Consider the following 11,573-nt stretch of genomic DNA (forward strand, 5'->3'; position numbering starts at 1 on the left):
AGCTAGGCTATGACTTCTATATCCAATAAAAACGTGAATAAAAACTTAGGTGAGCCGAACAAGCGTCTGTGGATAGTGCTGATAGTTTTACCATTAGCGATGGTGATGGCTATCATGCTCACTCGGCCTGCTGCCAACATCATAAGCATGACACCACTATCTGGTTTGATAACGTTAAAATCGATGGCAGCCGACGCGGTTCCTTACGATATAGCTTTGGCCAGTCAAAAACCTACACTAATTGAGTTCTATGCCGATTGGTGTACGACCTGCCAGAGTATGTCTGGTACGGTTGAGGCACTACACGATCAATACGGCGATCGCCTGAATTTCGTCATGTTAGATATTGACGATCCTCAGTGGGCTAGCCAGATCGAGGTCTTTGGCGCAACTGGTGTGCCGCAGTTCACATTGCTAGACTCGCGCCAGCATCAGGTTGAAACCTGGGTAGGTAAAGTTCCAAAGCCTGTTTTTAGCAACGTATTCGATCGCCTGCTAAGCTAGCGTGATCAACTGCTGTCCTAGTGGTTTAGAGTCCTATGACACTTCTTAGACGTTTTTTAAAATTATTAGAATGGCTTGAGAGTACTCAAGACTTCTTTGAATTTTTGAGGCAGCCAACTGGGCTTTCGGCTGCCGCTGCGCTTTTGCTGTATTTCCCGATTCAAGCGTTGGGCTGTGACGGCTTCTCGGCGACTACACTCTCTTGTACGGTAGCGCTGACGTTGTTTTGCCTGTTAGAACGCCCAGAGTTTTAAGAGTATCTTTTTTGGTTAACCATTTGATGCGTGCTCTCAACGGCGTAACTACACTTGCGATCGCTCCAAAATCACGAAGATAGTCAAACAACATTTAGCAGCATTTAATTGTACTCGCCAGGAGTAGGTTTCTTGATCACCGTAACCCCACCAACTTTTTTACCTGATATCCTTAATAATTCATCACCTGAAAATTCAAAACCAAGCTTTAGTGCTATTCGCGCCACATCATCTGCAGTTGAGGCTGTGAGTACCTCACGCTTAAGCGCAGGTTCAGACTGCATTCTCTTTAAAAATGCCTTGAGTTGATCTAAAGCCATATTACAGGTTCCTATTTTTGCTAGCTGATTATACATTCAACCGGAATAAGGGGAGTCATACGAACGGAACTGACAACCATCATAGCTGGTGGTCTGCTCAGGTCCTCTGGCCATTTCCGAGCTCTCCTATGCGTCGGCGCTCAGGTTATCTTCCACAGTAGAAAAAGATACAATCCGATAGGAGCTAGTACGAATCCCATGTAAAGCGCGACAACAACTCTTAAGGGCAATTTAGTCTGTTGCATGTGAGAGACTTTTTGAACGAGATAATGAACGTATGAGAAAAGACGATGGGTACTTACAGCTCTATGTATTAGCAGTCATAGCTTCGGCACTCAAATGCGTGAGGATTCTCTAAGCAGTAACGCTCAAAAGAAGCCTGACAGGAAGGCACTAAGGGAAGCAATCGCTCTCGGTAGAAGGTTCTTAGCTCCTCAACGGTCTCCCATGCGATCGCTACGTCCGCACTCTGGTACCCATACATATGAGTTAGACGACGAGCATGCTCTAAAGCAGCTTGCAACCGGTTCTCGTAAGTTGTCTCCGGCGAAGGTGATTGCTGTTCAATTGTAGGGACCGTTGTAGATGGGTACGCCTGTTGTTCAGCGATAGGCATAGTTGTTGTAGAAGTAACTGTCTTTGTTGTAGTAGCGGTAATAGAGATAGCCATAACGAATCACCTGACAAGAGGACTTTTTGTGAACTACTCACAGCTTAGTCATAACTTAGGCGAATTGCAACTCTAAAATAATATAAGTTTTAACTATATATAATTAGCTTTTCTTAACTGTCAGCCAGATAGTAGAGAGGATAACTGTATTTGATATGGACTATGCATAGGGTTTGTACCGACGATATTCCAAAGAAGGTACGCATTCTTGGTAACCGTAACCCTCTAAGTATTACTGAAATTAGTGTATTGCTGAAATTAGTGCTTTTTCCCATTAGACGAATGGCGAAACGCAATAGTCTCAAAAAGACTTATACGCACTATAAGTTTCTTATGTCGATAAAACCTTTCTTTTCCAGTTAGTTGCGCTAAGTTGATGAGTGCAAACAACAACAAAGAGGATAAGTTCCACATGTACACTACCGTTGATGAAACAGGTCGCCTGAATAACTACCCAGTTGAGCCAGCAACATATCTTGCATCTTATCCATCTCCAGAGCAACAAAAGGGCTACCTCCTACAGGGTAGCTTGGCTACAATCCTGGTCACAGTCCTTATGGTGATGGCTTATTTCGTAAGTTGAGTAGGTGTATATATGAATAGCTAGTGCATATGTCTGGTATGCCTATCTCACGGCCCGAGTAAGCATGCCGAGTAAGCTTGCCACGACATATGCTAATACCCAGGTTGAGAGCATCACTCAGTTGGAGAACAGTTGCGTGTGTAATAATTTCGAGCTCTACTATCGGAAATAGCAGCTAACTTCTTTGTAGTTGCTAATAGCTCTTAATATTACTCTTCGTGAACCATCGTTTTCTCCTACGGCTCATTACAAATCTAGCCGTTTTTCTGTTGACCATAGCTTGCTTTGGTACCGTGCTATGGGTCATTGATGAATTTTTGCAGTGGGATATCTTGCCCCCTATCTGGAGCTTGCTTGTACGAGCAGGATTAGTGGCCGGAGGAATTATCGCTTTCGTGATGGTGGTAATGAATTTGCTGCTATCTCTGGCGCTGTTAGCAGAGGCAAGCGCCAGCCGAGCGCGGCTTCCTGACTATGTAGTTTCGGCTCGGATGAAACGGCGAATACGGCAGAGTATTGTGGTAGTTTTAGCTGCGATCGCACTGATCATTGGCGGCTTGCAAATTACCAATCAGCTTCGTGCTAGCGCCGCCGCCGAAGAGGCGCAAGTTCAGTTTATTCAGACCCAGATAGAGATGGATCGCGCAGTTGAGCAAGTGCTTCCTCTCTTCACCGAACCGATTCTAAATGGGCTAGCAAACGACACCTTGATCGAAAGCAGGCAGATCAGCAATCTGGCGAAACTGCTCGAATCTGTACAAACTTCTTTTCCTAATGCGCCCACGATGATCATTGTGGGCCGCGCTAGTCAAGCTCCTTTCAAGTATGCTCGCATCGACAGCAGCCGCATCAACGCCAATAGTCAGGGTAGGCTTACGCTCACACCACAGTTTTATGCTACGTTCCCTACTCAGAAAGAAACTGAGATTATTGAAAAGCTTTTTGAAGAACAACTCACGGAAATCACGGGTCCGCTTGCTGGGCAAGTGATTAATACAGAGATCCCAAGCTCATGGGGTGTTTTGCAGCAAGGCGGAAGTGCGATCGCGATTGTCTATTTACAGCAAGGTAACTTTTCTAACTTTGATAATCGCGGCTATAGAGATGCCTACGACTTCTACCACACTGGCCCCGAACGCTTGATCACCAACTAGTTGATCAGTGTGAATACTGGCAATGCGCCTGTTGCAAATGGCACTTCGTTACGAGATACTACTACACCGACCTTAAAACTACTTAATTGAGTGATAGGTTGCTCTAGTTGTAGCTAGCGGGTATCTTTTCATAGATACGTTTCACCACGCTCTACGAAAGCTGTTGCGCTTATATACAAGCGTGTTTGTACATCAGTAAAAGGGAAATAATCTATGCGTCTCACTCAGGGTAGAAGAAGATTCGCGCTATTTATTCTGGTTCTTGTCGTGGCTGTATCTGCTTGTTCGGTCCAAACTAAAGACGAAGCTTCTCCACTCCAAACTGAGAGTGAAACATCTCTACAGCAAAGTGTTTCGGTGGTGATGAATTTGACGGATGAAGCCGGTGTTGGCGAAGAAATCGGTATGGTTACCTTAGAAGATTCCGACTATGGCTTACTGATTACCCCTAGTCTGACAAGCCTATCGCCTGGGGCTCATGGTTTTCATATTCATGAGAATGCAGCTTGTGACCCTGCCGAAAAAGACGGAGAGATAGTTCCTGGCTTGGCAGCCGGTGGACACTATGATCCGACGGGAACTGACAGTCACGAGGGTCCTTATGGGGATGGTCACCTGGGCGATGTGCCACCGCTCTATGTCGATGCAGATGGCAACGCAAACATCCCTACGCTAGCACCAAGGCTTAGCGTTGCTGACGTGATAGATAGATCTCTGATGGTTCACGCGAACGGTGACAACTTCTCTGACCAGCCAGCAGCACTAGGCGGCGGTGGCGCACGGGTTGCTTGTGGTGTGATCGCTTCGAACTCATAATAGCTTGATTAATCTCTAAGCTTTGTCTCTCGAACGGTGGTAGATCGAGCGCTTGGGTGGTTCGACTGCGGTATAAGCAGCTTCTGCTCTGGTCAAGGCAATACGAGGGAAATCAGTTCTTTGTTTGAGAATAGATAAATCGATTAGATCGCGAGAATAAACCGATCGATCACACTTACGATTTGATTGTGAATAGCACATCGAAACGACACAGCGCTAAGATTGAACTTCGTTAGATTGAACCTCGTTAGACCAAACTTCGTTAATCAATCAAGAACGGTGCTTTCTTACAAGCTTTTGAAGTAGGGCTAGTTCTACTTCGCTTAAGTCTGCTACGACTCCTCGATAGTGCCAGTTGCACTCATACACTTGCAGAATCTCTTCGTCAGAAAGCTTAGTCACAGAGTCTGGCTGACCCTGCTAACACAAAGACTGTAGAAAGGGAAAATCTGCTAAAGAACGCATCACGTATGTTGTTTTGTATATCGTTCGGTAGTAGAGCATACTATCAAGACCTGTCCACAGGCTGCTCTTAAAAGTTCAAGAAGGTTCTCTATTAGCTGGCAAACAAGCGACGAGAAAGCTTTGCCTGTCTCATCTGGGCTATATCTATCAACGGTGTGCAAGACCACATTTCATCAAGCGATAATTCACTTGCTTCTTCGCAAACTGTTGCCATATCGGCAGCCAAGTCCAGTCGAATTTTCTGCGCTTGCAAGTGCCCTACCGCGCCTAACCGAATAGCCGCGCCTAGCAAACCAGTCACGAATCCATGAATAAACGCGGTCATTGCTGAACGCTCGTCTAGCCCGGCAACCTGCGCGACGACGGCAAACACGACTGGATGCAGACAGTTAATTTGTCCCTTCGCTGTTCTTTGACCCAATTCTTCTAGCTGAGAGTGTGGCCAGGTCTTACTCGCTACCATCAGCAGCGCTCTTCCGCTTTGCCGTTGGGCCACGCGAGTTTTTTCAATCGGAGTCTGGGCAAAAAGCAGCGCATCAACTTCGACAATCCCTGCCATATCAGCCGCAGCACTCGCTCTATGTGTATGTGCCAAAGCAACTAAGTCTGTAGTGCCAACTTTGTTGCACAGCAATAGTCGGATGAACGTTTCCACATCCTCAGACTGTTTGATTCTCCCTTCTTGCACCAGACTTTCTAGGCCATGAGAAAGGGTATAGCTGCCAGATGGAAAAAAAGAGTCCGCTAACTGCATCAGAGTGAACTGTTGAACTATCGACTGAAGCGAGTCTTTCTGAGGGTCAGTGTGCATGCGTGTGTACTGAAGAATGGTTTGTCGAAAAGTCTAGAGTGCGATCGCCTTCTCTAGACTCACAGGCAATATGCAACCCTTTTATCCCCAATGTCAGCGCAATCTCGCGAATAGTTGCTTCTATTTCTTTTGCATTAGCGGCTGCCTCTACATACAAAGTCTCTTTATGCAGCGCTATTGGCCAGTGATGATTGCCGATTGTGTGACCTAGGTTCACAAGCTGAACAGAGGCGTTATTGGCCGCTGAATCAAACTGTAAGGCAATGACTTCTTGAGCCTGCAAGCGAACGGATACAAGATAATTCCCCTGCGTTCTTAGCACATCGCCATCTCTTAGCTGCCAGTCGCGTCCTTTCACAATGCCAACGGCCTGTCCTGATACTGCTTTTGTAAAAATTCTTCCTTTTCGGCAGTCTTTGCGCTCAATGGTCACTTCTAAGCATCGGTGCCCATCCCGCGATTGAGCTACCTGCGCGGCTAATTCATTGTCTTCCTTCACGTTGCCTAAATAGCGATCGGCAACTTCTGTAGCAGGTGTATTTGTCATGGCAATTCCGGGTGATTAATGAGTAAGAATCACTAGAGAGAGTACGGGAGAGGATACTGCTGACGTAGCTCCCTGACGCAGTTGACAGCCGATCTAAAGCAAGATTGTAGATCGCGAGTAGTCGATGCGATCGCTCGCACAAATATTCCCCTTTTCCCTGGCAATACTGAACCTGCTAGCTCTACAGAGGCTTCCTTCAAGCTTAGCGCTTCTATTCGACGTGAGAGCACTGCTATGTTTTCTGCTGTGGCACTGTCTGTAGGTAGTATCAAGAACAACGTCCCTAGTACAGGGTTGCTTACAAACAAATCACTTTGCGAAAAGCAGTTATCCTTACCCATTAGTTTCATTGCTTCCACAAAGAAAAGAATCCCATTAGGTGACTCGATCTTTATTCGACTAAAACATTCTCTAAACCGGTAGTACTCACCACGGGCTAAGCGACCTGGCAAGATAATTTCTCCCCAGCTCAACCCAGCATGAGGATATAAGGTGATTCGAGTCGTTTGCTTAAGCGTAGAATCAGTGAACAGAATGAGTGGCTCTGGCAGAAATTCTAGTGTGGCCCAATCATCTACTACAATCTCGTAATCTACGGTAGCGATCGCACCTTCTGGCATCTGATGCACTTTTGTTGCGGCCTGATCCATCAGATACAAAGAACTTCCTGTTGATAGCTTCACTGACATGCCTAAAACATCGCCTGCTAGCAATCCCGGCGATGTGTTCATCCGATACAAGTAGGCGCGCTGTTCTCGTTCTAGCTCAACCCCGTTTGATTCACGCCGAAACAAAGGCGAGACGCTAAGGGGATAGGCCATATATCGATTCTGCACAACAGTCTTACCGGCAGAATCGCAGCCCAGCAATAGTTCTAGCTGTTGGCGCGATCGCGAGTCTTTCCCTAACGCACTTGTTCCTGTCCTGGTTATCTCGGCTCTACTGACCACCGACCATCACCTTAGGTGCTTGTTTCTGCTCAAACAACAACGTCTGTTGGATAAAGCTCACGACCTGATCTAGTCCTTCTGAAGTTTTGCAGTTGGTGTATATCACGGGTTTTTCTTGCCGATATTGGGCGCTTTGCGATCGCATCAGATCTAGGTTGGCGCCTACATACGGTGCTAGGTCCACTTTATTGACCACCGCTAAATCCGACTGCACAAACCCTGGCCCATTCTTGCGCGGAATATCATCGCCTGCGCCGACATCAATTACAAAAATGTAGGCATCTACTAGGTCATAGCTAAACGTAGAAGCTAAATTGTCTCCACCGCTCTCAATCAAGATTAAATCCAACTGCGGAAACAACAACTCTAGATCTTGTACCGCTAGCTGATTCATGGTTGGATCTTCTCGAATTGCTGTATGTGGGCAGCTGCCGGTCTCAACGCCAATTACTCGCTCTGGCGATAGGAAGCCCTTGCGCTTTAGTCGATCGGCGTCTTCGGTTGTGAGCAGATCGTTCGTTACCACTGCTACCTCAATGCCCTGCGCCGTCAGTAGCGGCACAATCCCTTCAATCAGGGCTGTTTTACCGCTGCCAACCGGTCCACCAATTCCTAATCTTGCCGCTGATTTTGGCATCCTTTGTTCTTTTCTATTTCTCTTCGGGTGGTTTAGTTCTTGATTATTTCAGAGCCGCTCCGTCAAATTTGCCATTAAATCCATACACTTGCTGAGTCCCTCCATAGGGCACTAGCTCAACTTCTTTCTCGTCACCAGGCTCGAACCGAACAGCTGTTCCGGCGGTAATATTAAGCCGCATCTTTTGGGTCTGCTCACGATCAAATGCTAGCGCGTCGTTTACCTCATAAAAATGAAAGTGCGAACCAACTTGCACAGGGCGATCGCCTGTATTCTTTACCACCATCGTCACTACTTCGCGGCTAGCATTCAGCTCAATCATCTCGGAGCCCCCTGGGATAATCTGCCCTGGCACCATAGAGATTGACTCTGCTTTGTTCTCTGTGTACATGGCTATTCTCCAATCGGATCGTGTACGGTCACTAGCTTTGTTCCGTCTGGGAAAGTTGCTTCTACTTGCACCTCATGTACCATCTCCGGAATGCCCTCCATCACATCAGATCGCTTTAGCAGGGTGGTTCCTTCGCTCATCAGCTCGCTTACCGTCTTGCCATCGCGAGCGCCTTCCATAATCGCTGCCGAGATATATGCTACGGCTTCAGGATAGTTCAGCTTGAGTCCTCTATTTTTTCGCCGTTCAGCTACAAGCGCCGCTGTAAAAATCAACAGCTTGTCTTTTTCTTGAGGCGACAACAACATTAAGACGCTTCTCCCAGCACACAGTTTGTCAAACGATACTATTTGTCTAACGATACTATAGCAATCTGCAGACAGCTTCTACGCTTATCTGACTATGCGTGTCTACCAACAGCTTTTCTTAAGAAACACAAAGAAATCAAACCCAATTTTCTAACTTGTGTAAATCTTCTTATGGGCTTTCCCCACTGACCAAAGAAAGAGACGACAATCCAGATCTGGACATTTGCTTTTTATGCAGATGCTTACTCATTAAGAGGACTAAAACATGTCTAAAATGTCCGCAAACGTATCGCCTGATACGACTAGACAGCCTCAGAAGCGGATTCCACTCCAAAAGCTCTACGAAGATTTGGCCAATATCGCCCAGATGGATCTAACGACTGGCGCACAGTGCAGAGAGCGAGCGCAGCAGGTGTTGGCAAATCCTAGCATTAGTTTGAACTGGAGAGATGCGATCGCTGAGCGCCTACACGAAGCGAATCACGTCCTCGCGAACCAGACGGTCACCGATGGCGACAGCTACTAGTTTGCTTAGCTCTAACCTTTGCGAGCCCCAGCCCTATCGCTCTAACTTATTGATAATGGATTGATATTCAGAGCAAATCAACATCGGAGCAAATCAATACCAGAGCAAACCGATGTTAAAGCGATAGGGAAGCTAGAGCGATAGGCAAGCTAGAGCGATAGGGAAGCTAGAGCGATTGAGAAACCAGCCTTGGATTGGAGCAAAAGGTGTTGTTTAATCCCTGCGCGATCGCCTCAAATACAATAGAAAGCTGAGCCGTTTCATCCCGCAGAGGAAGAGGTTGCCCGGTATCGCTACCGTGGCAGATTTTAGAATCGATCGGCACTTCACCCAACAGCGGGACTGCCAGTTCTTGAGCCATTTGCTCGCCGCCACCGCTACCGAAAATTGAAGTGCGATTCCCACAGCATTCACAGATGAGATAGCTCATGTTTTCGACTAAGCCCAATACCGGCACACCGACTTGGCGGAACATGTGAATACTGCGCCGCACGTCAGAAACAGCGACCTGCTGCGGTGTCGTTACCATCACTACGCCACAGATCGGACTTTCTTGAATGATCGTGATTTGGGCATCGCCCGTGCCTGGCGGCAAGTCAATCAACAGATAGTCTAATTCTCCCCACGCTACCTCTTGGATGAACTGGGTGATAATTTTGTGTAGAACAGGACCGCGCCAGGCCAAGGGATGCTCGGGCGCTGCCAGCAGCCCTACGGACATCACTTTGATGCCATGGGCTTCTAATGGCTGAAATCGCTCTCCGGCATCGGTTTCAATGACTTCTACCGCTGAGTGAGCTAAGCCTAGCATTTGTGGCACGTTCGGCCCATAAATATCAGCGTCTAGCAGTCCTACGCTAGCGCCTGTTCTTTTCAGGGCTGCAGCCAAATTTACGGCAGTTGTAGACTTGCCTACGCCGCCCTTCCCACTAGATATCGCTAACGTGGTGCGTACGCCGGGAATAGTACAGATCTCCACGTAGGCTTTCTTGCACCATTTCAATGCGCCCAAAGCAGTCTGCACCTGTTCTTTTAGGCTTAGCTGGTGGACACCCACATACAGCCGCAGATAAACGTAGCTATCGACCACGCGCAAATTACGAACCATGCCTAGCTCGACAATGTTGGATCTTAGCGTAGGTTCGTTTACCTGTTTTAGGCAATAGACAGCAGCTTGCTTTCTCTCTTCTAGGACGAGGTCAGCCGGTTCTACATCCGGCGTATCATCGGAACTTTTTACAAATGGAGACTGATGGCTAGGCATTCGCCTTTTCTCCTAACTTGCTTTGAATGCCTTTGATAGCACGTTCGGAGAAGATTTGCACATCTCTATCTGGATCGTCGAGGGTTTGTTGTAGTGCCGGTAGTACAGCGGGATCACCGATGTTGCCAAGGGCGATCGCAGCGTCACGACGAACATCCGAATACTCATCGGAGAGCGCCTTGATCAAAGCGGGAATAGCGGTTTCATCTGGTACCCTTTGCAGCGCCCGAGCGGTGAACTTACGCACCTGCCAATGGTCGTCTGCCATCGCCTTGATCAGCGCCGGAATTGCGGTCTTCGTAGTATGCAAGTCTAACGCCTGCGCAGCATTGCGACGAACTTGCCAATCGTCGTCTGAGCTTAGGGCTTCGCACAGCATCGGGATTACCTCATCGTCACTGAGGTGCCCAAGGGTAAGGATAGCCGAGCGACGAACTTCGCTGTGATCGTCTTTGGCCAATGGTAAGGCCGGCTTGCACCGCACGACCTGGTTAAGATAGCGCAGCGTGACAACCGCGGCTTCTCGTAGCGCTGGGCTTTCTGACTCAAAGAAAGGCACCACGTAAGGCAGTGCCTGGGCATCGTGGATTTTTCGTAGCAGAATCAACACATTGATTTGCACGTTCTCGTCGTCGATCAAGATGGCATCTAGCAGCGTCAGCAAATCGTCAGGCGAGATCATCTCTTTTAGCGCCGAGAGGGCTTCTGCTCGGACGTCTTCTTCATAGGCAGAGCCTAAGCATTTTAGTAGAGGTGCGATCGCTACCGGGTTGGCTATTTCCCACAGCGCAGTGACTGCAATCTCCTGTACCCTAGGGCTTTCATCTTCGAGTGCTAGCACTAGGCTTTCAATGGCATCTTCATCACCTAAGTGCTGAAGCGATTTAGCGGCAACGAGGCGATCATTTAGGTCGGGCGATCGCAGCATCTCCACCCACTGAACAACCTCAGGGTCTATATCAGCATCTATATCGGCCTGAAAATCAGTAGTAGACATTAGTTGAGTAGATCTCCTCAGCGCAGCAAAAATGGAATTTGAACGGTGATTGCATTAGTTGGGCACTCCTTTTCACAGGGGAGACAAAACCAACACTCGTCATATTTCATGTAGGCTTTTCCAGTTTCAGGATTCTTGACTAGTACATCTAGCGGACAAACCTCAATGCAGGCCTTACATTTCTCTAGACACTTAGATTCATCTACGATGACCGGAACATCGACCCGCTGCGTTGCTAAAGCCATAAAAAATCTTTCACCTACTAAACGAATATTGTTCTACTACGCAGAACAGAGCAGAACAGACTGTACTAAAGACAGAATTAACAAAACAGATCTAGCAAAGATAGATCCGGGATAGATCTTGCAAAAATACC

At 47.5% G+C, this 11,573-nt stretch carries 17 protein-coding genes; 6 read left to right on the plus strand and 11 right to left on the minus strand.

Features of this window, described 5'->3' with window-relative positions; genetic code table 11:
* Positions 1-9: 9 nt before the first annotated feature.
* Positions 10-504, plus strand: coding sequence for a thioredoxin domain-containing protein (locus tag S7335_RS07370; RefSeq protein WP_006454338.1), 495 nt, complete (start codon positions 10-12; stop codon positions 502-504).
* A 35-nt stretch (positions 505-539) separates the two neighbouring features.
* Positions 540-758 carry a hypothetical protein gene (locus tag S7335_RS26685; RefSeq protein WP_006457517.1) on the plus strand — a complete coding sequence of 73 codons (219 nt, stop codon included), beginning with the start codon at positions 540-542 and terminating at the stop codon, positions 756-758.
* Positions 759-862: 104 nt separating this feature from the next.
* Here S7335_RS26685 and S7335_RS07375 read toward each other — a convergent pair whose 3' ends face one another.
* On the minus strand, positions 863-1,078 hold the full coding sequence (locus S7335_RS07375) for a Nif11-like leader peptide family natural product precursor (protein WP_006454663.1): 216 nt from the start codon (positions 1,076-1,078) through the stop codon (positions 863-865).
* Positions 1,079-1,391: 313 nt separating this feature from the next.
* The gene (locus tag S7335_RS07380; RefSeq protein WP_006455364.1) at positions 1,392-1,748 is read right to left on the minus strand and encodes a CP12 domain-containing protein; all 357 of its coding nucleotides are present in this window, start codon (positions 1,746-1,748) and stop codon (positions 1,392-1,394) included.
* A gap of 412 nt (positions 1,749-2,160) precedes the next feature.
* Here S7335_RS07380 and psb34 point away from each other — a divergent pair, with 412 nt between their 5' ends.
* The 3 genes from psb34 to sodC all read left to right on the plus strand — a co-directional run bounded on the left by psb34 (position 2,161) and on the right by sodC (position 4,301).
* Positions 2,161-2,331: a photosystem II assembly protein Psb34 gene (gene psb34 / locus S7335_RS27705; RefSeq protein ID WP_006454863.1), complete on the plus strand. Its 171-nt coding sequence runs from the start codon at positions 2,161-2,163 to the stop codon at positions 2,329-2,331.
* Between the two features lie 269 nt (positions 2,332-2,600).
* Entirely contained in the window at positions 2,601-3,485 is an 885-nt protein-coding gene (locus S7335_RS07390) for a hypothetical protein (protein WP_198011355.1), read from the plus strand.
* Positions 3,486-3,698: 213 nt separating this feature from the next.
* On the plus strand, positions 3,699-4,301 hold the full coding sequence (gene sodC, locus S7335_RS07395; RefSeq protein WP_006457095.1) for a superoxide dismutase family protein: 603 nt from the start codon (positions 3,699-3,701) through the stop codon (positions 4,299-4,301).
* 556 nt (positions 4,302-4,857) lie between these two features.
* On the opposite strand, the gene S7335_RS07400 is transcribed toward sodC, so the two are convergent.
* Genes S7335_RS07400 through ureA form a run of 6 tightly spaced genes read right to left on the minus strand, consistent with a single transcriptional unit; the run spans position 4,858 to position 8,410 of the window.
* The gene (locus S7335_RS07400; RefSeq protein WP_006456208.1) at positions 4,858-5,577 is read right to left on the minus strand and encodes an urease accessory protein UreF; all 720 of its coding nucleotides are present in this window, start codon (positions 5,575-5,577) and stop codon (positions 4,858-4,860) included.
* Positions 5,567-6,124 (minus strand): hypothetical protein, encoded by a 558-nt coding sequence (locus S7335_RS07405; RefSeq protein WP_006456055.1) that lies wholly within the window; start codon positions 6,122-6,124, stop codon positions 5,567-5,569. Before S7335_RS07405 ends, S7335_RS07400 begins: the two co-directional genes overlap by 11 nt.
* Before the next feature lie 32 nt (positions 6,125-6,156).
* Positions 6,157-7,074 carry an urease accessory protein UreD gene (locus S7335_RS07410; protein ID WP_006456140.1) on the minus strand — a complete coding sequence of 306 codons (918 nt, stop codon included), beginning with the start codon at positions 7,072-7,074 and terminating at the stop codon, positions 6,157-6,159.
* Positions 7,064-7,711 carry an urease accessory protein UreG gene (gene ureG, locus S7335_RS07415; RefSeq protein ID WP_006455398.1) on the minus strand — a complete coding sequence of 216 codons (648 nt, stop codon included), beginning with the start codon at positions 7,709-7,711 and terminating at the stop codon, positions 7,064-7,066. Before ureG ends, S7335_RS07410 begins: the two co-directional genes overlap by 11 nt.
* Positions 7,712-7,754: 43 nt before the next feature.
* The gene (locus S7335_RS07420; protein ID WP_006455824.1) at positions 7,755-8,102 is read right to left on the minus strand and encodes an urease subunit beta; all 348 of its coding nucleotides are present in this window, start codon (positions 8,100-8,102) and stop codon (positions 7,755-7,757) included.
* A gap of 2 nt (positions 8,103-8,104) precedes the next feature.
* Entirely contained in the window at positions 8,105-8,410 is a 306-nt protein-coding gene (ureA, locus tag S7335_RS07425) for an urease subunit gamma (protein WP_006457638.1), read from the minus strand.
* A gap of 265 nt (positions 8,411-8,675) precedes the next feature.
* On the opposite strand from ureA, the gene S7335_RS07430 reads away from it, so the two are divergent.
* Positions 8,676-8,936 (plus strand): hypothetical protein, encoded by a 261-nt coding sequence (locus S7335_RS07430; RefSeq protein ID WP_006454000.1) that lies wholly within the window; start codon positions 8,676-8,678, stop codon positions 8,934-8,936.
* A gap of 166 nt (positions 8,937-9,102) precedes the next feature.
* Here S7335_RS07430 and S7335_RS07435 read toward each other — a convergent pair whose 3' ends face one another.
* From S7335_RS07435 to S7335_RS07445, 3 genes are read right to left on the minus strand one after another with little or no spacing between them, the layout of a single operon-like run.
* Positions 9,103-10,200 carry an Mrp/NBP35 family ATP-binding protein gene (locus S7335_RS07435; RefSeq protein ID WP_006457233.1) on the minus strand — a complete coding sequence of 366 codons (1,098 nt, stop codon included), beginning with the start codon at positions 10,198-10,200 and terminating at the stop codon, positions 9,103-9,105.
* The gene (locus tag S7335_RS07440) at positions 10,193-11,197 is read right to left on the minus strand and encodes a HEAT repeat domain-containing protein (protein ID WP_006454174.1); all 1,005 of its coding nucleotides are present in this window, start codon (positions 11,195-11,197) and stop codon (positions 10,193-10,195) included. The genes S7335_RS07435 and S7335_RS07440 overlap by 8 nt, the downstream gene beginning before the upstream one ends.
* Before the next feature lie 17 nt (positions 11,198-11,214).
* Positions 11,215-11,442, minus strand: coding sequence for a ferredoxin family protein (locus S7335_RS07445; RefSeq protein WP_006453436.1), 228 nt, complete (start codon positions 11,440-11,442; stop codon positions 11,215-11,217).
* Positions 11,443-11,573 lie beyond the last annotated feature (131 nt).

The sequence above is a fragment of the Synechococcus sp. PCC 7335 genome, assembly GCF_000155595.1.
GTDB lineage: Bacteria > Cyanobacteriota > Cyanobacteriia > Phormidesmidales > Phormidesmidaceae > Phormidesmis.